Source organism: Streptosporangium sp. NPDC000563 (assembly GCF_040299985.1).
Taxonomy (GTDB): Bacteria; Actinomycetota; Actinomycetes; order Streptosporangiales; family Streptosporangiaceae; genus Streptosporangium.
This window is the reverse complement of the sequence record NZ_JBEPDA010000001.1, coordinates 1168712-1188864: the sequence shown is the minus strand read 5'-3', so window position 1 is coordinate 1188864 and position 20153 is coordinate 1168712. Positions and strand designations below refer to the sequence as shown.

Genomic DNA, 20153 nt, shown 5'->3' with positions numbered 1-20153 from the left:
CCCACAAACGGTCACGAGCGGATGAGCCAGCAGAAGTGGAACGGGCGACTTACTCCTCTGAGCAGAGGACCACCTCCTTGCGCCACCTTAATGCCAGGGTTAAGCAATGGATGAGCGAGATGTCCCCGTTATGACACTCCTACATCGAGACGCCTCAACGAAGATCTTTCCGCTTCCAAGCAGCGAAAATCTACAATAAATAAGCATTTTTATCGAATATCGGCCGACCGTATCTCGCAGGAAAACGGGAGCAGGTGAACCTTCATGTGTCATTCTTGTCGAAGCTTTCCAGTGCCACATGTTTGCCGTGCTACGAGGCGTCTATCCTCCCGTCGACAGGATCATCGAAATGACCGCAAACGAGGACTTCTTTCGCGAAAAGCGCGCTGCGGCAGTGTTCAAGCATGGGATCTTGAAGCGATATCCGCCGGTGTTCGCAGCGAAGGCCGGATTCAGAGTGAAAGATCATCGAGTGGTCTTCGTGGACGGCTACGCCGGTCGAGGGCGGTATGAGGATGGTTCCCCAGGGTCCCCGCTACTCCTGGTGCAGGCTGCGGAGTTCGTCAAGGACTACCGAAACATCACCGGGCTCTTCGTGGAGAAGGATCCCCGGCACTACGCCTACCTGACACGCCTACTCACCGAGGAGGGACGCGGGCTCAAGCATGCGACTCTCCACGGCGACCTGGGGGAGCGTCTGCCGGAGGTGCTCACCGAGGCACGGGGAGCAGCGCTCTTCGTGTTCCTCGACCCGTTCGGAACGGCACTCCATCATGATCAGCTCGGGCAGATCCTCATGAGGGACGACCTCGCTCCGACAGAGGTTCTCCTCCATTTCAGCGTGAGCGGGGTCGCCCGACTCGGACCCGCTGTCAGGCAGGTACGCGACCACGAAAGCCCACCGCCGGAAGACATGAAGAAGATCGAACGACTGAACCGTTTCCTCGGCGGAGACTGGTGGCACCAGCATTTCGCACGCGTTGCCGGCGCCGATGACCTCGGCAGCGCCACCTCTGCGGCCCTCACCGTGAGTGACAGGTATCGCGAAGTCATCAGAGACGAGACCGGCTTCGACTCCGTGAGCATGCCCGTCCGGCCACATCCGGACAACCAGCCGAGATACGTCCTCGTCCTCTTCACCCGCCACGTGGAAGGCAAGTGGCAGTTCGCCGATGCCCTGGGGAAGGCGGGCATGGACTGGCATGAGGCATGGCGAAACGACCGGGTGACCAGAAATCGTCGAAAACACGAGACAGCCGGGCAGGCATCGCTCTTCGGTGACGAAGAACCACCGGCCTTCGACAGCAAAAGGTATCGGCAGGATGAAGAGCCGAAATGGGTCGCGGAAATCGAGAATAATCTTCAGAGATTACTGGCCTCACACGGAAGTTTTCGTATCGTCGACCACTTGACCGATGTCTACGGCACCACCCTCGGATCAGCGTGGATACCGCATATCAGAGAGGCGGTAAAACGCCTTAACAGTGCGGGAGTGATCGACAAAGACAGCAGAGGCAAATTTCACCTGGAGGTGATCAGCCGGGCTAAGCCGTCATAGGGCGGGCCGAACGTGAGGCGGCAGGACGGCGCACCGGCATCTCGTCCCAGGTGCGCTCGTCCAGCAGGCGTCCACCGGCCTTGGGAGTCCTGCCACCCCACTGCTTGAAGAAGAAGTCGACCCCGTCCCGAAGACACTGGTCACGGAGCTCACGCACCCACCGGGGGTCGATGGGCCTGGCACCGGCTCCGCTCTCTCCACCGGCGATCAACCAGTGAATGCCCGCGAGGTCGATGCCGCTCAACGAGCCCAAAAGGGGCTCCGCGGAGATGAACCTCACGGCGGCCGGCACCTGCCGCAGAGCATCGACCCGGGCCGCTACCTCCCGGTTCTCGACGCTGACGCCCATCCAGACGTTGTCCGGCCATGGGAGTTGGTCGGCGATGCGCGCGAGCCGGGTGGCACGCTTTGTCAGCACCTGGTAGGTGTGCTGAGGCGTCGCCGCCATGACGTCGAAGACCTGGCGGACGAAGCCGACAGGAACCCGTGCGTGGAACAGATCGCTCATCGAGTTCACGAAAACGATTCGTGGTTCGCGCCAGCGTAGCGGCGCCGCCAGCGTGTCCTCGTGCAAGGTCACCCCGAAACCGGGTCCACTGGTGCGAGGGTCGCCATCCCGCTGGTACTTCGCGGCGCCCATGGCTTTAAGTCGCTTCGCGAGCGTAAGCGCGTAACAATTATCGCAACCAGCCGAAACGCGATCACACCCGGTCGTGGGGTTCCAGGTAACCTCGGTCCATTCGATCCGGCTTCGGTCAGCCATTGGTCATTCCCTCCGCTCGGGCAATCCCGCCGAGTGTACGGATACCGACGTGATTATTGATACACCATATCGCCATCACTTTCTCTGCAACACTCATAATTAAGGATCCACGAAGTTATCTTTCCATGCTCCGATCTGGCAAAGCACGGCAAATCCGGATTTGAAATGATGCCGCAGACCTGAGCCTGTCCGAGGGAGCGAGGCACATTCGCCGATGAGCCGACGTGTCCGGAAGGGGTTCGTCTCCCACCCGGTCCCGGTACGCAGGCTGATCGCCCTCGGCCGGGACAGGTGAGATCACGGAGAGCGGATGTCGAGAAGACCGCCACGATGAGGATCACCATGGAGATCAGGCATGAGCAAGATCTGCCCCGGTGCGACGCAGGCACCGTCATGGAAGCATCCGGCCTGAAAGCCTCCGACACCGACCGCAAGTAGGCCAACGACGGAACCCCTGACCGAGCGGCCAGGGGTTTCGGGTGCTTCCGGGGGTGGCTCAGAAGTCGAACTCGCCCTTCTTGGCACCGTCGATGAACGCGTCCCACACGCTCGCACTCACCACGAACGGCGCCTGCTCCAGAGCCTCCGTGTCCCGCAGACCCACCCGACCACCCGACAGCGGAGCCACCTCAAGACAGTCCCCACCATTGGGGCCACTCTTGGTGGCCTTGCGCCAGGCCGCGCCCTTCAACTCATCACCCAGGTCCACGGTCTCTCCGCCTCTCCACTCGGATAACGGCGCACGGGAAAGCTCCCAGCAACGACCGGGAGCTTCCCCTACGACAGGGAGCGAGAATCAGAAGTCGAACTCGCCCTTTTTGGCGCCATCGATGAAGGCATCCCACACGCTCGCACTCACCACGAACGGCGCCCGCTCCGGCGCCTCCGTATCCCGCAGACCCACCCGACCACCCGACAACGGAGCCACCTCCAGGCAGTCACCCTGGTCAGATCCGCTCTTGATGGCCTTACGCCAGGCCGCGCTCTTCAGTTCGTCGCTCAAGTCCACAGCTTCGCTGCCTCTCTGATCAACGCGATGGATAGATGCTGAGGCTGTGCCTCAACTCGCAGGGTCTCGTATCTGCTGTATATAGCTTCAACATCTTTAGGGCGATTTGTCACGTACCCGTGAGTTGCCGACTGGATGTACACCGTATCTGCATTTCCTGCGATCTGTGCGATCGAGAATCCCCCAAGGATCCCAGTCGTTACCCCCAATGCCATGGGGATGATCTGAATGCAGATACGCGGAGACTCTATCGCCTCTGCGAGACGTTCGAGTTGACGATGCATTACTTCCTTGCCTCCGATAGGGCGGTACAGAACGCCTTCGTCCAGTACTACGCGAAACATCGGTGGTTTAGGGCGGTCAAAGATCGCCTGTCGTGCCATCCGAGCCACGACAGCCTTCTCTGCCTGCTCATCGCCTATATCTGGCTCTCCGCGAATAACCGCTCGCGCATAGTCCTCAATCTGCAGAAGACCAGGCACGACAAGCGGTTGCCAAGTGTGCAGCGTATGCGCTGATGGTTCAACGTCGAGCCAGTCCCTGAACCATCGAGGGCTCGTCCCCCGAGTCAGCTGCTCCCACAGAAGGACGAGCTCCCCGTTCGCCTCCAGGGCATCGTCGCAGCGCTGGGCGAAGCTACGGCCCGGATTGCGCTTACCTCTTTCGGTGAAGCCGATCAGGCTTTGACTGAATTGGGTGATTTCCGCCAGCCGATCTTGCGACAGTCCAGCCACTTTACGTCGCCTGCGTAGCTCTACACCGAAATCAGACAGAGGTCTCTTTAGAGGTCCAGAGTTGGGGGTTACGGACATTTAAGCTCCGTCCGACAGGGAAGGCCACTCCGTCAGCACAAGAGAGCACAGCCCAGTACAAGCTGTGTGGCAATGTGCTGAGGATTTCGATACCCAAAGTAGCCATCCGGGGGCACCCTGTGAAGTGATCTGGGGAAGTGGAAACGCTTCCGGAGTAGCCCTCCCCTGCCTGCGGAGAGCAACCTTCCAAAGCCATCGAAAAAATCACCACGTATGTCCGGATAAGAAGGACTGAAATGTCCATTTATTCATTGGAAAAGGCATCGATGGACGCGGCTCACACCTCTGCCGGACACACACCTGTCACCGCCAAGTAAGTCCTGCAAGGTGTCCGAAAACCACTTCGGGCAAGACGGAAATACCTCGCCCTGTTGCCCCTAATACCCACAACAAAGCGGGGCCTGCCACGGGACGACACGCCATGACAAGCCCCTCGACCGGACACCGGAGGTCCGATCTCATGCATCACCCTAGAGGAAACCCCAGGCCGATCAGGGTCCGTTGGCACGCGAACCGGCCGCCGATGCCGCTCGGTTGCCGCTGGTGCGGTCATCCCCCGTACGCGCACGAGGCCGACAGCCTCCCGCACCGCGCCCGCCACCACTGGGAGCAGCCCACCCCCGCCCAGGTCCACGCCCGGATGACCGTCCGCCGCCGCCTCAACCTCTCCAGCCGCCCACCCGTCTCAACGCCCATCCGCGCGATCCCCGGCCCCACGGCCTCCGCCGCTCTCCCCGCGCGGTCCGTGGCGGTCTCCCCCGGTCGGCATCGGCGACCGGAGCAGCCCGGGGTCACGGCTCCCGTGCCGTACCGGCGAGGACGACCACCGGGTCCCCGTACCCCCTCCGGCAAGCACACCTCGCACCGGCAGGGGGCGACGACATGAACGAACGCGTCCCCCAGCCCCGGCAGGGCGGGCGGCATCGGCGGGGAACGGCCATCGAGCGGGTCGACTCCCGGATCTGGGACCTGGCCGAGCGCGCCGCCGCCGAGCAGCTCGACCAGATCGAGCCCGCCTGGACCGTCTGGTACGGCACCGGCACCCGGCACTTCCACGCCGTCGCCGGCTGGCCCGCCCCCGAACCCCTCATCGTGCGAGCCCGCACCGCCGACGAACTACGCGCCTTGATGCGCGAGGCCGAGGACACCACACCGCCATCCCGAGGAGGAGCCATGCCCGAGACCCCGGACACCCCACCGGCACCGGACGACTCGCGGACTCCCGGCGACCCGCGCACCGTCTGCTGGGACCTGCCGCACGACCTGCCGATCGTCGGCAAGGCCCGCGCCATGGTGAGCGAGACCCTCGCCGCCTGGGCACTGCAGCACCTCGCCGACGACGCCGTCCTGGTGGCCGGCGAACTGCTCGCCAACGCGATCGTCCACGGCGAGCCCGTGGTCAGGCTCTCCCTGTGGACCAGCCCTGACGAGCTCCAGATCCAGGTCACCGACCGGGGCACCGGACAGCCACGCCACCTCACCCTGGACGCCGAGGCCACCCACGGCCGCGGCCTCGCGATCGTCGGCGCCCTCGCCCACGATCACGGCGTCACCCCCCTCCCCGACCGCCCCGGCAAAACCGTCTGGGCCCGCTGGCACCTACCCCCACGAGGTGCCCACCCCACTCCCTGAACCGGGTCCCCTGGCTCGCCGCCGGACAGGAGACCATCGCGCAGGGTCCTACCGTCGAACGCGGCCGACAGCCGCAACCGTTCAGAAAACTGATCGGGACAAATCCACGAAATGTCGAATCCAGCAAGAGCGCGATGACTTGCGAGCGTCCCTCAGATCATGTCCTGGTTGGCCGCCCACCGCTTGAAACCGCCAGGACCGAAAGGAAGACGGTATTCACCCTCGATCAAATGGTCGGCAACCGCTGAGACCAGGTCAACCGTGAGCAGTTCAGATCGAATACTCTCGCAAAGGAGAGCCAGTGTGCCCTGGTGATGCACGTTATGAGTCTTCGCCGCTCGACGTGCCGGACCGTCGTCAATGATCGCCGTGGCACCGTGTGCCTTGGCGTACGCGAGCACACCGGCCTCGCCCAGGTTGCGGTTACCGGATCCGACCAACAACGCGCTGAACGTCGCGAACTCTTCATATTCGTCGATGAGTTCGCGCTGCTCTATCCAGGACGCATTGAGCACAGAATGAAGATATGCGTGTTCGTGAACACCGTTTTGAAGCTCGTGGACCACGGTATCCGGGATCACAGCGGTTCTCTCGCCGACAACCGCACGCAGTACTCCGAGCCAGCTCTGCTTGGCGAAGTGGCTTAACGGGCCGGTGTCGAAAACCAGGATGTCAACGTGATCCGACATGGTCAGACGTACTGCCAGATCGCACCTTCGGAACGCCTGGGCAGCGGGGGCAACATGCTCTCGTCCCAGGTGTCGAACAGGAGGTCCAAGGCTCGTTCCGCGGAAATCGCCTCGCTACGATACAACCCCAGAACGGCACGCTCGTAATTTCGCGGCAAGCCGGGAGGAACGAGCTCGTCCTTCGCCACCACAAGGTCGAAATCTACGATATCCGCACGCGTCGTCCTGATAATTCGGATTTTTCCGGCATCGCCGTGAGTAATGAGGCCGAGTTCGTTGAGCCGTCGGGCGAGTGTCGTCATGTCGACGCGATAAGCGCTGGCAATGCGCACGGCAGCCGTCCGCAGTTCGCCTTCGCTGTCGGCCACAAGGTTCTTCCATTCACGCTCGATGCTCGCCTGCGGTAGCAGCAGAGCACGTGCAAAACGGTCGAAAAGGCTCTCTCGCTGTTCGACGTTCTGTTGCTCGGCGATACGCCAGTCCACCGTGTATTCGTCGGCCACAAGATAGTGACCGAGCTCATGAGCGAGCGCGAGACGCCTTCTGCCCACACGTCGCTGTCCGTTGATGAGCGCTACGCCTCCGCTGCGCAGCAGGACCGTCGCCGCGTCGGCCGTGTCGATGCCGAGGTCATATGAGAACACAAGCAGGCCGATCGAGGCCGCCTTCTCGTCCAAACCCACGATCGGACCGTCACCGTCCACACCCAGCAGCGCTCGTGCGTCCGAGGCGAGCTTCTCGGCCTGGGCATTGGTCTCAGGCATCTCCCTGCTCGGAGTGCCGGGCAGGGCGAAGTGCTCCGCCTGTTCGGCGACGAACTCGACTGCCCGGGTGAGCCGCTCGACCATCAGATCGATCTTCGGGCTGGGCGCACCCGGCTCCTGTGCGTTACGGCGGGAGACGATCGCGGCAGGCGCATCCTGGATGAACCACTCGATTCGCATGTCGATGGCGTCAGCCAGCTTGGCCAGCTCCAACGCCGAGATACGACGGTCTCCCCGTTCGATCTTCGCCAGAGCCGAACGATCCAGCGGGATCAGGGCGGCCAGCTCGACCTGCGTGAGACCGGCTCGCCCACGCGCCTCGGCGATCCGCCGTCCCAGCGTCTCCGCGTCAACCATCACGTGTTCGATAATAGAACATCGCCTCCCCGTCGCCGAGCGGGACACTCCATCTGCCGACAGCCCGACATCGCACAGCGTGACATGCGAGCCGCGCGCCATAGATTCACCGCCTCGGTCACATCTAAGCGGGTGAGACCAGAGGAGGCCTCTTGCATTTCGACCACCAAAGCGAGTTCGCCGAGTTCGTGGCGGCTCGTTCGGGCAGCCTGATCAGGCTCGCCTATGTGCTGACCGGTGATCAACACGCGGCCGAGGACCTGCTGCAGACCGCTCTGACGAAGACCGCGGGCCGCTGGCGCAAGATCCGCTCCGCCCCCGAGGCGTACGTGCGGCGGGTGATGTACAACGAGCAGGTCAGCCGATGGCGCAGCTCCCGCTGGGGGCGTGAGCGTACGGCGGCGAGCCTCCCCGACCAGCCCGAGGCCGAGCGCCCCGACGAGATCGAGACCCGCATCACCATGCAGCAGGCGCTGCGGGCACTCCCGGCCCGCAAGCGCGCGGTGCTGGTGCTGCGCTACTACGAGGACCTGCCCGAATCGGAGGTCGCGAAGATCATGGGTTGCTCGGTCGGGACCGTACGCAGCCAGACCCATCAGGCCATCACCCGACTGCGCGAGCTGATCGGCCGACCCGTCACCCTGGAGGCCTGAAATGAACCTGGACGAGCGGAACATCGCCGAGGAGCTTCGCCTGCTGGCCGACCAGGCGCGGCCGGTCCACCCTCGTGTCCAGATCGACAGGGCCGTCACCCGCTCCGTACGCCGCCGCCGGGTGTCCTGGTCCGTGGCGGGTCTGGCCGCCGCGTGCCTGGTGGGTACGGTCATCGCGAATCCGACGCTCCTGGCGGCCGGAGGGCGCGACGTCGCCGCCGGGGTGGCCGAGCTGCCGGACAACACCCCGCAACAGGCTCGGACGGTACGCGACTGCATGCCCAAGGGCGGCCCGGTGCACGAGATGGACTCCAACCGGCGGCTGCCCGAGCAGGGCGACGTCGACGACTTCCACCTGCTGGCGCAGTACGGCGACGGCGAGGGTTCGACGGCACTTCTCGGCAGTACGGCCGGGTTCGTTCTCTGCACGCCGGCGAAGGAGGGGAAGGAGGGCGACCCCGCGGTATTCACATACTGGGGCGGCAAGGCCCCCGGCGACCTGACGGCGGGCCTCACGGGTGACCTCACCGTGGACGCGTACGTGGTGCGGACGGACGGGCTCCCGGTCCGCGAGGAACAGGCGAAGACCGGGTATTTCCGCGTCGTGGCCGGACGTGTCGCCCCGGAAGTGCGGCGGGTGACGATCGACTGGGCGCCTGGGCAGCAGGCCGACGCCCGGGTGGCGAACGGGTTCTTCGTCGGACGGATCCCCGCGAAGCACAGCCCTGATCCCGGTGGCCGCGTGGACGCGTTCGGCGATCCACTGCGGGTCGCCGACACCCCGCCCGTCACCGTAACCGCCTATGACGAGGCGGGCGCGGTCGCCGGGCGGGTGCGAGACGTCACCTACCTGTGGACGGGCTCGGAACACGGAGACTGACCGTCCGCGTCCTCTCGCGTCTCATCTGACGGGCCTCGGCCGCCCTTTCAGCCAGGCATGCGAGCCTGGCCGGCCCTCTGACATCTCACCTGGCGAGGGCCGCCCGGCCGGGTGTTCCGGTGTCCTGTCCGGCGGGTCTCAGGGGCGCTGAGGCGTGATCCGGTAGATGTGGTGGGAGTGTTCGGCGGCGAAGGAGTCGGTGAACCTGCCCTGGGCGTCGACGGGGACCGTCCGGTTCTCGAAGAGGACCTCGGCGTGGGTGGCCCGCAGCCCGCGCGGCAGCGTGAAGGTGCGCCTGCCGGGGGACGTGGTCGCTTCGAGCATCGCGAAGACGTAGTACGAGCCCTGGTGGTGTTTCAGCATGGTGTCGAGGCCGGGGCCGAAGCGGTGCGCGTACGACTGGGTGTTCAGCACCGGGGCGAGCCGCCCGATCCGCCGGTTGATCTCGGCAACCGCGGGCCTGACCTCCTTTCCGCACGCCTCGCGCAGCACGTGCTGGGAGTGGCACGGCCCGCCGAAGTTGTGGTTGAAGTAGATGATGCCCCTGGCCTCGTGGATCAGCGAGCTCATCACCGCACCCGTCACCTGCTCCGGCCGGATCGCCCGGGTGTCGTTCTCGGCGGGCCAGCCGACCTCGACGAAGCCGTAGATCGGCTGGCGGCGGCCGTCCAGCGCGTCCAGTTCGCGCTGGCGGTCGAGGACGGCGCCGTAGTTGGCGGCCCTGCGGCACCTGGAGGCCGGCAGGGACAGGAAGTTCTGCCCGTCCAGGCAGACGCTCGCGCTGGTGTACCAGTAGACGTCGGAGGAGACGACGTCGGTGAAGCGGTTGACGAACGTGGCGGCGTCCGCGTCCCTCTCCCACATCATCACGCCCTTGCCGTAGTTGGCGTAGTGCATCCTGCCGTCGCCCTTCGGGACCTCCTCCTTGCGGGTACGCAGCACGGTGAAACCGCACCCCTTGTCCTCGGGCACACACAGGGAGCCCTCACCGGGGTGCTTGCCGGTCCACTGCGCGTCCCCCGCCTTCGCCCACATGTCGACCTCGTCGTTGAGCAGCCAGCCCACCGTCTCGTTGCCGTAGCCGGGCAGAGGGGCGCGGGTCAGCGCCGACATGCCGTTCCTGCGCACCAGCGCCATGTCGCTGGTCTCGGTCAGCTCCACGTAGGTGTTGATCCCGGCGGCCCGGTCCTTGTCCACGTCGCCCTGGGTGATCACGGACTCGAACCAGACGCCCACCGGGAAGAACGACGATTTCGTCCAGCCCGCCGCCGTCGGTGCGGCGAACCGCCCGTAGTAGGCGGGGCCGCCCTCCCACGGCACCCGCGCGGCCGTCGCGGGAGGCCCCGGGGCCCACGCGCTCCCGGCGTCGGCAGACGCCCCGGCGAGCGGGCCCCGGTCCTGGCCGTCGGGCGCGTCGATCAGGGTGAGTCCGAGCACCGCCACCGACACCGAGACGGCTCCCGCCCCGACCAGCAGCGGCAACGACCGTCTGGCCCGGCGTCCCGGCGTCCCGGCGTGGTTCTCAGATCTCATGACCCTGTCCTTCTCATCGCGGCCCCTCACCCCGAACCCTCATCGCGGACCCGGTGACAGCTCGGCGAGTGCCATCAACTGGGCGGCACGCGACGCCCAGGAGGCACCGAGCACGGATTTCCGCACGGCCTCGGCCGGTTGCAACCCGCCGTCGCGCAGCGTCGCACGAACAGCATCGACGAAAAGGCCGCCGTCGGCCGCGATTCTCACCCGGTCGGCATAGTTCGCGAGTTCCTGGAAGTCGGTGCTGACGACCGGCAGGCCCAGGGCGAGGTATTCCTTGAGTTTGATCGGGTTCGAGTGCCTGATCCACGGGTTGTCCAGCCACGGCATGATCGCGACGTCGAACCCCGATCCGTACGCGGGAATCCGCTCGTACGGCCTGAAGCCGAGCCAGTGGACGTTCGGGTGGCGGGTGAGCCGTTCCATCGGGACGGTCGCGTCGCCGATGAGGACCAGCGAGACGTCCGGCAGCTCGACGGCGAGCCGTTCGAGCAGGTCGAAGTCGACGAGATAGTCGTCCAGCGCGCCGAAGAAACCCACCCTCGGCCCGGGGATCGCGCGGAGGTCGGCGGGCTGCTCGCTCTCCGGGCGCCGCCGGAAGTGGTCGGTGTCCACGCCGTGGTCGAGGAAGTGCGCGCGCTCTCCGGTCACGCCCCTCTCCTCGCCCATCAGCGCGTTGCTGACGTAGATCACGTGGTCGGAGCGCTCCAGCAGGCCGCGTTCCAGCGCCTCGATGGTCGGCCGGTCGGACTCGGGGAATGACGAGTGCCGGTCGGAGCGGTTGAACACCAGCGCGCGCCTGCGCATCGGCCGCACCACGTCCCACGCCGTGGGGATGGTCACCATGATCACGGGTCGGCGCAGACCGAGTGCCCGCGAGACGGCGAGCACCTGGGCACGGACCAGCAGCGCGTTCACCCGCCTCGCCAGCGGCGACCCGTAGAAGGGCAGTGGCAGCGGGGACATCACGTAGAAGCCGGGCAGCTCCCGCAGCGGTCTCCTGACCAGCATCGCGACGCTGCGCAGCTTGCGCCCGACGCGTCGCAGCACCTGCGTGGACCTGCCCGGCATCGGCATGCGCATCCCGATGCTGTTGACGACGAGGACCTTCCTGTGCGCGGCGATCGAACGCATGAGCTGGAAGTCCGAGTGCGCCCGGTTGTGGTACCACCAGTCCTGCGCCGAGAAGCAGACGTAGCCGGGGGAGGATGCCGCCTCACCCGTCGTACGGGCGGGGGATGCCGGTCGGGGGGCCTCGCCGGGTAGGAGGGGCCACTCGCGCAGGGCGAACAGCTGTCGCAGGGCGGCCCGGTGCCGCCTCCCGCCCGCCCGGCCCTTCGCGACCGCGCGGACCAGCTCGTTGAGCCCGACGGCCAGCCGCATCAGCTGCCCGCGCGGGCGGCCGTACCGCTCCCGGTGCATCCGGACCCGGTTGGCCGACGACAGCGCCCACAGCGTGCTCGACGTGGACTGCTCGCCACCGAGATGCACGGCCACGGCACGGGGCTCGTACCGGACGGCGAACCCCGCCTCCCCCGCCCTGAGCATGTACTCGGTCTCCTCCGAGTACAGGAAGTAGCGCTCGTCGAGGGGGTCCAGGGCGTCCAGGCACGCGCGGGAGATCAGCCAGGCCGCACCGGACACCCAGTCGGCCGTCTGCGGCCTGTCGTAGGCGGCCGGGTCCACGACCAGCTCGCCGAGCGCCGGGATCCGCCCGGCCCTGTGCCCGCCGAGCAGCGCCTCCCCGAGCGCTCTCGGCACGGTGGGGCGCCTGCGCAGGGAGAGGTGGAGCTCCCCCGCCTCACCGGTGAGGCGGGGGGCGGCGATCCCGGTTCCCGGCAGGGCGAGCGCCTGCCTGAGCAGGAGCACGGAACCGGGCGCGAGCCGGATGTCGGGGTTCAGCACCAGTACGTCGCAGCCGTCCGCGGCGGCGATGCCCGCGTTCACTCCGGCGGCGAAGCCCGCGTTACGCCCGGTCTGGACCACCTCGGCCTCGGGAGCGACCTCGCGCACCCGCGCGAGGGTGTCGTCGGCCGAGGCGTTGTCCACCACCACGACCCGTGCGGGACCCGCGTCGGCGAGTGCCACGTCGAGCGAGCGCAGGCAGCCTTCGATGACCTTGCCACTCGAATACGTGACGATCACTATGGCGAGCGGGAGCCGGTCTGGAACAGCCATGTCGGAGCCGTTTCTCGTGGAAGAGGACCGTACGGGGAGAGCGAGCGGGGAGTCGGCGGTCGGGAAACCACGGATCACGTGTGGCCCCTCGACTCCTGGCGGGGAAACACCGGCTGTGCGCGGCGCCTCGGCTCCTCGCGAGGAATCACCGCTCATGAGCGACGCCCCGGTGTCAGGCGGGTGCGCAGGGCGCCCGCGAGGAGGGTGATCGCGAACGGCGCGTCGTCGCGCAGGTAGCGGCGGGCCAGGCGGCGCGGCTCCAGGGCGAGCCGGTACAGCCACTCCGCGCCCACCCGCTGCACGGCCCCGGGGGCGCGGCTGAACCGCCCGGCCGCCATCGGGATCCCGGCCCCGCAGCCGAGATACCAGGCGTCGGGCAGCTCCGCCCTGAGCGCCTCGATCACCCTTTCCTGCTTGGGGAAGCCCAGCCCGACGAGAACGAGGTCGGGTGCGGCGGCGACCACCTCCTCGACCACCGCGCGCACCCCGTCCGGTGTGCCGTCGAACCCGAAGGGGGGCGAGCAGGTGCCCGCCACGCGCAGCCCCGGGCAGCGTTCGGCGAGGACCCGCGCCGCGGCCTCCGGCACGCCGGGTTCTCCTCCGAGCAGGTAGACCGAACGGTTCTCGCGCGCGGCCCGCCCGGTGAGGGAGTGTACGAGCGAGGCACCGGTGACCCTTCCGGGAACCGCCAGGCCGGCGAGCCTCGACGCCCAGACCACCGGCATGCCGTCGGCGACCACGATCTCGGAACGGGTGACGAGGTCCGCGAGGGCGGGATCGCGCGTGGCGGCGCGGACGATGTCGACGTTCGCGGTGACGATCGCGCCGCCGCGTCCTCGCCGCCATCCCTCCGCCACGTGGTCGAGAAGCTCCTCCTCGCCGAGCGCCATGACCTCGACGGCCCCGACCCCGATCCGTGCGAACCCGGCCTCGGGCCTCTCCGGCGCCATCGGAGGGGACGGCCCGTCCGCGAGAGAAACGTCCCGCGGGGAACGTCGGTCCGCACCGTTTCCCGCTTCCTCATGGCCGGACGGCCCCGCACCCGGACCGTTTTTCGTTTCTTCATGGCCGGATGGCCCAATACCCGGACCGTTTTTCGTTTCTTCGTGACCGGATATCCCCACACCCGAACCGTTTTCCGCTTCTTCGTGACCGGGAGGTTCGGGAGCCGGAAGGATGGCCGCATGAGAGTCGAACGCGCCGAGATCGACGGTGTTCTGCTGTTCGTCCCCACCCCGCACAGGGACGACCGGGGCCTGTTCACCCGCACCTTCGACACGACGCTCGCCGCCGCCCACGGGCTGCGGCCCGAGGCGTTCGTCCAGGACAGTCAGTCGCGGTCCCGGCTGGGAACGATCAGGGCATTGCACGGCCGGGGCGGCAGGGGGGAGGCCAAGCTCGTCCGGTGCGCCCGAGGAGCCGTGCACGACGTGCTCGTCGACGCCAGGCCGGACTCCCCCACCTTCGGCCGCCGGATGTCGGTGGTTCTGGACGATGAGACGTTCGTTCACCTCTACGTTCCTCCTGGCTTGTTGCACGGCTATCAGGCACTGACCGAGCAGGCCGACGTCTGCTACCGGATCGACCGGGAGCACGACCCCGCCGAGGACGTCTCCGTCCGCTACGACGACCCCGACCTCGCCATCGGCTGGCCGCTGCCGGTCACCGCGATCAGCGAACGCGACCTGGCCGCGGGATCCTGGGCCGACCTGCGCGACCGACTGGCAGGGTGACCTTCCCGGCGACCTCATCGCCCTCGGCAGCCTCACCGAATGACTCACCGCATTCCCCGCCCGGCTTCTCCGCCCGGTCTCTCCGGCGGGCGGACGGCTCGGGTCCTCGGCTGCCGGGTGGCGCGCAGCAGCGAGCCGGCGGACCCGATGATCAGGAACGACAGGCCCGTCACGATCGCGAACGAGCGCAGGTCGAAGGTGGCCGCCCCGACCAGGGGGACGACCAGGCAGGCGGCCAGGGTGAGTCCCAGGTCCCGTACGGCGGGGTCGGAGCTGAGGCGGCGGACGCGTAACGCCGCCCAGATACCGGTGAGGAAGATCCCGGCGAAGGTGGCCATGCCGATGATCCCGGTCTCCACCAGCGACAGGATGTACTGGTTGTCGAAGATCAGGTGCTTGGGCGCGTACCAGGTGCCCAGACCTCTGCCGACCCAGAAGTGGTTTCCGATCTCGGTGGCCGCCACCGCGTAGTCGTGCGTCCGGTACTGGATGCTCGAATCGCTGGACAGGCTGGTGAACAGCCCGAGGAAGACGCTCATCAGGCCGGGCACGGCCACCTTCATCGCGACCAGGAAGCCCGCGCCGCCGATCGCCGCCCACAGCCGCCTGCGCGCGGGCCACCCGGTGACCAGTACCGCGCCGACGACGGCGATCCCGAGGACCGCGGAGCGCGACACGGAGAACATCAGCCCTGTGCCGATCAGCCCGCAGCAGACCCACCACCGCAGGGAGGGCTCACCCCTGTCCCGGGCGCCGAACGCGTAGTGCAGCGCGAGAGGAATGATCATCGCGCAGACCACGCCGAGCTCGATGGGGTGTCCGGCGGTCGCCGCGACCCGGCGCAGGGTGTTTCTTTCGAGGATCGCCGGCAGATCCGAGGTGAACCGGAAGCCGGGGAAGGTGAGGTACTTCGTCAGGTCGAATTCGAGCACGAACTGGAGCGCCGCGATGACCCCGACGACCGCACCGGCGATCACGAGACACCTCAGGACGAAGTCCAGCCGCGCCTTGCCCCGGATGCCGTCGCACGCCTGAAGTCCGATGCCCACCGTCGCCACCACGAGGACGATGCTGTGGTCGGCCATGTCGAGCTCGTCGGGCGGCAGGTAGGCGGCGCTGGAGTATCCGTAGGTGGCCAGCATCGCCACGCTGTACAGGAAAAGCGCGGTACGTACGGGATTGGAGCCCTTCGCCGCGCCGAGCGTGGTGGTGAGCTGCGCGCAGAACCACCAGAGCGCGGCGAAGAGACCGACCGCGTCGGCGGGCGTGAGCGAGAAGGGCAGGCCGCGGAAGACCAGCCGCGCCGGAGACAGCATCAGGACCACCGCGAACGCGGCGGCGAGGGTGGCACCGTCGGCGCGGCGGAGGCCGGGACGGTCGAGGGAGGCGACGGACACGGGGGGCGGAGCCGGGGCCGGGGCCGTGCGAAGTGTGGAGGCCAGGTCCCTCACCGCCTCAGGAGGGAGGGCTCGGCGGGCAGTCCGGACGTCGCCACGGGCACCCCTCGCCTTCGCCGCCTGGCGTCGAGGAAACTCTCCAGGGAGAACACCGAGGCGAGACTGGCGAGCACCCCGAGCAGCAGCGCGGCGGCGGCCCCGCGCATCTTCCCCCCTCGCTGGGGTTGCGGCTCCGTCGGCGGCACCATCTCGTTCATCGTGATGTAGGTCGCCGGGGGCGCGTCGAGCTGTCTCTGGCGAGCGGCGAGCTCGCCCCTCGCCCGGTCCCTCACCCGTGTCACGATGTCCCGCGCCCCGGCCGGCGTTGTGCTCGTGCCCTCGATGTACACGAACGGCCCGCCGTCCAGTGCCTCCGGGTTGGTGCTGCCGTTGGTGGCCGTGAAGGTGGTGTCGCCCTCGGGGTGTACGCCGAGGGACTCCACCGTCTCCGGCGCGCTGATCGCCTGGATGAGGATCGAGGCGGACATGCTCAGGCCCCAGTCGAAGTTCAGCAGGGGGTTGGTCAGTCCGTTGGGGCGCTCGGGATCGCTCGGCAGGCTTCCACCGGTGGGCGGGATGGTCAGCACGAGCACCGCGTTCGAGACGTAGACCGTCGGGATCGACGAGTAGACGCCCAACGCGCCGCCGATGGACAGCAGGAACGCCGGCAGGGCGACGTACCAACGCCGTAACACGATGAGTACGGTCCCCCAGAAGTCCACGCGTTCTCCTCCGTCTGCCTGTCGCGGTCGCCTGCTCGTCGCCGTTCTGCGTGTCGTCGCCTGCTCGTCGTCGCCTGCGGGTAGCCGTTCACGTGTCGTCGCCGCATGTCGTCACTACGTGTCGTCGTCCGCGTGTCGCTGTCGTCCCGGTGTCGCCGAGGGCGCCGGGGACATCACCTCCGCCGGATACACGGTGACCTGGGGCTCGGATGCACCTCTGCCGTCACGGCCCCCGGGTCCCCTACCGCGCTTGCCGTCACGGCCGTTGCCCTCCCTGTCGGGCGCGGGCTCGGCGTCCTCCTCGCCGCCCTCGTGCGCCCGGGCCTTTTCCTGACGGTCACCGGGACGCGTCTCGTCGGCCCGGCCCGCCCCGGCCGCCTCCATGGACGGAGCAGGGGCCGTGTCCGGGCCCGGGCGGGACTCGTCGGACCTTCCTGCCTCGGCTCTTCGCCGGAACACCCTCCGGCGCTCCACCGCGTACGTGACGCCCAGGCCGAGAAAGACGACGACGAACGCCGCTCCGCCCGCGGCCTGCCACGTACCGCTCCGGTTCATCACGGGATAGGCGGCGGGCACCACCTCCACGAACCCGATGAAGGTGGAGCGTGGGGCGCCGAGCACCTCCTGCCTGCGGACCAGTTCGGTCTTGAGGCGGAACTGGGTCCTGGCCATGACCGTACGGGTGACCTCGGCCGAGTCGCTCTCCACCTCCACGTACACGAACGGGCCGTTCATGAGGATGCCCAGCATGTTGGGGTTGGTGCGCCCGTCGTTGATCGTGACCTCGACGGGACCGTCCTTCACGATCCCCAGCTCCGTCGCGACCGCCTCGGTGTTCATGGACAGGATGAGGATGCCCGCCGTGGTTCTGAGGCCGTCGCTGAACTGCAGCAGCGGGTTGCTCCGCCCCGGCGGCTTGGCCGGGTCCGTCGTTCCTCCCGCGGGGGGCGTGGTCAGCACCATGGAGGCGCTCGACACGTAGCGCGGGGGCACCAGGAAGAAGACGACCACGGCGGCGAGGAGCGCCAGGCCGACCAGCGGAAACCCGACCCGCTTCCTTTTGGCGAGGTCGAGGATGGTCTTCCAGAACTCCACTACGTCGTCCCCGCTCCCCCGAGCGCGCCAGACGCCCAGGACACGATGCGTATTGGTCGCGGCACACGAACTCCTTGTCACTACGGGCGTCACCGGGTTTTACCGGGCTTCACCGGGCGTCACCCGGCATCACGGCGTCGGCGTCACGGTCACGGCGTCACGATGTCGGCGACGTCACGGCGTCGGCGTCACGGCCGTGCGGCCGGGGATCCGCCGCTCACCCGACCCTGCTCAGGGCCTCCGCCTCGTACTCCAGCGCCAGTTCCTCCGGCATCGGGTCGAGGTCGGAGCAGCGTACGAAGTCGCGCAGAGTGGTACCGGTGCACTTCGCGTCCACGTTGCGTGCGCCCCGGCGGGTGCGCACGTCGTCGATGTTCACCGTGCGGAAGTCGATGCTGAAGCGGGTCCTGCCCGAGGTGTTGGGCACCGTGGAGTGCAGCTGGGCGCCGGAGAACACCATGACGCCCCCCGGCTCCGGCACCACCCGCACCTGCGGGTCGAGCACGACGGCCTCCTCGGGACGCGGCTGGTCCCTGGTGTCGCCGCGCACGTGCTGTGCGGCGGTGAGCCGGCTGGTCCTGTTCCACTCCGCGTAGTCGTAGCGCGCGCTGCCGTTGCGCACCGGGCTGGCGAAGTACTGGGGATGGAAGGCCATCACGTTCTCCGGGACCACCTCGAAGACGGGGATCCACCAGTTGAGCTGGTTGAACGGGGCTGAGTACCAGCAGTCGCGGTGAGGGTGGAAGGCGTAGGAGATGCCGGAGGTGAGGTAGTCGTGGGAGGTGGAGGTGCGCAACCGGGGCACGTCGAAGTAGGTGCGGTCCAGGTCGCAGCCCAGCTCCTCCAGCACCGCGGGCAGCAGTTCCTTGCACCGGGGGTGATGGATGAAGCGGGGCTTGAGCCGGGCGAGCAGGTCGGCGAACTCCTCCACCGGCATGTCGAACTGCGCGGTCTCCGGGTCACGTTCGCCGAACGCCTCGGCGATCAGCTCCCTGGCGAAGAGGGCGAGCAGGGTGGAGGCGGGCGTCGCCGAGTAGACGAAGACCTGCCCTTGGTAGAGCAGTTCCCTGCGCGTGTCGTCGTCCACCAGGCTGTTGGAGAAGACGGTGGTCACGGGGTTCTCCTAATGAGTGTCAGCGAGTCGCCATCCGGCGGACTCGGTGCCCGGTAGCCGCCCGTAGGTGAGCACTTTGTTCTCCTGGACCGCGAGTCCTGAAGAAGGATCGTGCCCCGGCGGGTCGGCCGGGAGAGTTGATCGCTGATGGGATGTCTTTCTGGCATCACCGGTCTGGAACCAGCCGGTCCGGGAGCGACGGGGCCGGAAGGTCCTGGGCCTCGGAATCCGAGGTCCCCGGCTTCGAGGCTCGGGCTCCGCGGCTCGGCGGCGGCCTCACGAGGGGACATCGCTCACCGCCCGCCCGGGACGAACCCCGAGGCGATCAGCGCGAGCCTGCGCCCCCGGCGGGCCGCGGTGAGCCGCTGGCGCCGCGCGTACATGCCGAGTACGGCGGCGCGGGCACGGCGGCGCTGGTCGGCGGTGAGATCGGCCTGCCGCAGCCAGCGGAACAGTTCCGCGCACTGCAGGAGGGTGGAGCAGCGGGCCCGCCAGGGCGGCACGTCGAGGCGCCGGGCGATCGCGGAGAGGCTGTCGTGCTTCCAGTTGCGGTGGGCGAGGACCTCGGGGACGTGCCCCCACGGTCCGGCGAGCGCGAGCTTCGCCGCGAACACCTCGTCCTCGCGCAGCATGTTCCGCCGGGGGATCCCCGCGAGGGGATCGCGCCGCAGCGTGCCGTACAGCGGGTCGACGAGCAGGTGACTCTCGTTGAGCAGCCCCAGCATCTCGGCGAACCGCTCGACCGGGTCGTCCGAGGTGAGTCCTGAGCGGTCGAGGGGAGCGGTGGTCACGGTCCCGTCGGGGCCGGTGTAGGCGACCTGCGTGGTGACCAGGACGAGCCGGTCGTCCTCCGCGAACGCCTGGAGAGACCGGGACACGCAGGTGGGCTCCAACCGGTCGTCGTCGCCCACCCAGCGGAAGAACGTGCCCGCGACCAGATCGGTCGTACGGACGAAGTTGTCGAACAGGCCCACGTTCTCCGGGTGCCTGCGGTAGACGATCCGGTCGTCGGTCGCGGCCAGGTCGCGGCAGATCTCCTCGGTGCCGTCCGTGGACGCGTTGTCGGAGATCACCAGCTGGAGGCGCTCGTGGTCCTGGCCGAGCACCGAACGGATCGCGCCCTCGATCCGTCCGGCCCCGTTGCGTACGGGAAGCACGATGGACACCAGCGTGTCGGAGTTCTCCATCCGACCTCTCCTCTCGCAGGTCTCGTCGGTCTCGT

At 67.7% G+C, this 20153-nt stretch carries 20 protein-coding genes; 6 read left to right on the top strand and 14 right to left on the bottom strand.

Translation table 11 applies throughout. From position 1 onward, the window contains the following. The first annotated feature begins 349 nt into the window (after positions 1-349). A complete protein-coding gene (tcmP, locus tag ABT352_RS05655) occupies positions 350-1558 on the top strand; it encodes a three-Cys-motif partner protein TcmP (RefSeq protein WP_350942758.1) in 1209 nt (402 codons plus the stop codon). Here the strand turns inward: tcmP and ABT352_RS05650 are convergent. From ABT352_RS05650 to ABT352_RS05635, 4 genes are all read right to left on the bottom strand, one after another. Further along, entirely contained in the window at positions 1545-2321 is a 777-nt protein-coding gene (locus ABT352_RS05650; protein WP_350942756.1) for a DUF5131 family protein, read from the bottom strand. The two genes, tcmP and ABT352_RS05650, sit on opposite strands and share 14 nt — an antisense overlap. 496 nt (positions 2322-2817) lie before the next feature. Further along, on the bottom strand, positions 2818-3030 hold the full coding sequence (locus ABT352_RS05645) for a DUF397 domain-containing protein (protein WP_350942754.1): 213 nt from the start codon (positions 3028-3030) through the stop codon (positions 2818-2820). Between the two features lie 87 nt (positions 3031-3117). After that, positions 3118-3330 carry a DUF397 domain-containing protein gene (locus ABT352_RS05640; RefSeq protein WP_350942753.1) on the bottom strand — a complete coding sequence of 71 codons (213 nt, stop codon included), beginning with the start codon at positions 3328-3330 and terminating at the stop codon, positions 3118-3120. Then, entirely contained in the window at positions 3321-4142 is an 822-nt protein-coding gene (locus ABT352_RS05635; RefSeq protein ID WP_350942751.1) for a helix-turn-helix domain-containing protein, read from the bottom strand. Before ABT352_RS05635 ends, ABT352_RS05640 begins: the two co-directional genes overlap by 10 nt. Positions 4143-4602: 460 nt before the next feature. Here ABT352_RS05635 and ABT352_RS05630 point away from each other — a divergent pair, with 460 nt between their 5' ends. Both ABT352_RS05630 and ABT352_RS05625 read left to right on the top strand, forming a co-directional pair. Further along, the gene (locus ABT352_RS05630) at positions 4603-5028 is read left to right on the top strand and encodes a hypothetical protein (protein ID WP_350942749.1); all 426 of its coding nucleotides are present in this window, start codon (positions 4603-4605) and stop codon (positions 5026-5028) included. Next, a complete protein-coding gene (locus ABT352_RS05625) occupies positions 5025-5774 on the top strand; it encodes an ATP-binding protein (protein WP_350942748.1) in 750 nt (249 codons plus the stop codon). The genes ABT352_RS05630 and ABT352_RS05625 overlap by 4 nt, the downstream gene beginning before the upstream one ends. 152 nt (positions 5775-5926) lie before the next feature. Here ABT352_RS05625 and ABT352_RS05620 read toward each other — a convergent pair whose 3' ends face one another. Together ABT352_RS05620 and ABT352_RS05615 are read right to left on the bottom strand one after the other, a co-directional pair. Then, a complete protein-coding gene (locus ABT352_RS05620) occupies positions 5927-6463 on the bottom strand; it encodes a PIN domain-containing protein (RefSeq protein ID WP_350942747.1) in 537 nt (178 codons plus the stop codon). A 2-nt stretch (positions 6464-6465) separates the two neighbouring features. Continuing rightward, positions 6466-7584, bottom strand: coding sequence for a helix-turn-helix domain-containing protein (locus ABT352_RS05615; RefSeq protein WP_350943548.1), 1119 nt, complete (start codon positions 7582-7584; stop codon positions 6466-6468). 152 nt (positions 7585-7736) lie between these two features. Between ABT352_RS05615 and ABT352_RS05610 the strand changes: the two genes are divergently transcribed. Beyond that, positions 7737-8237, top strand: a complete 501-nt coding sequence (locus ABT352_RS05610; protein ID WP_350942746.1) for a SigE family RNA polymerase sigma factor — start codon at positions 7737-7739, stop codon at positions 8235-8237. Between the two features lies 1 nt (position 8238). Then, the gene (locus ABT352_RS05605) at positions 8239-9117 is read left to right on the top strand and encodes a hypothetical protein (RefSeq protein WP_350942745.1); all 879 of its coding nucleotides are present in this window, start codon (positions 8239-8241) and stop codon (positions 9115-9117) included. A 138-nt stretch (positions 9118-9255) separates the two neighbouring features. Here the strand turns inward: ABT352_RS05605 and ABT352_RS05600 are convergent, their stop codons facing one another. The 3 genes from ABT352_RS05600 to ABT352_RS05590 form a co-directional block, all read right to left on the bottom strand. Next, on the bottom strand, positions 9256-10650 hold the full coding sequence (locus tag ABT352_RS05600) for a hypothetical protein (protein WP_350942744.1): 1395 nt from the start codon (positions 10648-10650) through the stop codon (positions 9256-9258). A 39-nt stretch (positions 10651-10689) separates the two neighbouring features. Continuing rightward, positions 10690-12831 (bottom strand): glycosyltransferase, encoded by a 2142-nt coding sequence (locus ABT352_RS05595; protein ID WP_350942743.1) that lies wholly within the window; start codon positions 12829-12831, stop codon positions 10690-10692. A gap of 152 nt (positions 12832-12983) precedes the next feature. Next, on the bottom strand, positions 12984-13781 hold the full coding sequence (locus ABT352_RS05590) for a WecB/TagA/CpsF family glycosyltransferase (protein WP_350942742.1): 798 nt from the start codon (positions 13779-13781) through the stop codon (positions 12984-12986). Positions 13782-14015: 234 nt separating this feature from the next. Between ABT352_RS05590 and ABT352_RS05585 the strand changes: the two genes are divergently transcribed. Then, positions 14016-14564 carry a dTDP-4-dehydrorhamnose 3,5-epimerase family protein gene (locus tag ABT352_RS05585; RefSeq protein WP_350942740.1) on the top strand — a complete coding sequence of 183 codons (549 nt, stop codon included), beginning with the start codon at positions 14016-14018 and terminating at the stop codon, positions 14562-14564. Positions 14565-14608: 44 nt separating this feature from the next. Here ABT352_RS05585 and ABT352_RS05580 read toward each other — a convergent pair whose 3' ends face one another. From ABT352_RS05580 to ABT352_RS05560, 5 genes are all read right to left on the bottom strand, one after another. Beyond that, positions 14609-15961: an O-antigen ligase family protein gene (locus ABT352_RS05580; protein ID WP_350942738.1), complete on the bottom strand. Its 1353-nt coding sequence runs from the start codon at positions 15959-15961 to the stop codon at positions 14609-14611. A gap of 50 nt (positions 15962-16011) precedes the next feature. After that, the gene (locus ABT352_RS05575; protein ID WP_350942737.1) at positions 16012-16722 is read right to left on the bottom strand and encodes a hypothetical protein; all 711 of its coding nucleotides are present in this window, start codon (positions 16720-16722) and stop codon (positions 16012-16014) included. A gap of 114 nt (positions 16723-16836) precedes the next feature. Continuing rightward, entirely contained in the window at positions 16837-17817 is a 981-nt protein-coding gene (locus ABT352_RS05570) for a hypothetical protein (protein WP_350942736.1), read from the bottom strand. 217 nt (positions 17818-18034) lie between these two features. Further along, complete coding sequence (locus ABT352_RS05565) at positions 18035-18931, bottom strand: phytanoyl-CoA dioxygenase family protein (protein WP_350942735.1); 897 nt, start codon at positions 18929-18931, stop codon at positions 18035-18037. Between the two features lie 293 nt (positions 18932-19224). Beyond that, positions 19225-20118 carry a glycosyltransferase family 2 protein gene (locus ABT352_RS05560; protein WP_350942733.1) on the bottom strand — a complete coding sequence of 298 codons (894 nt, stop codon included), beginning with the start codon at positions 20116-20118 and terminating at the stop codon, positions 19225-19227. Positions 20119-20153 lie beyond the last annotated feature (35 nt).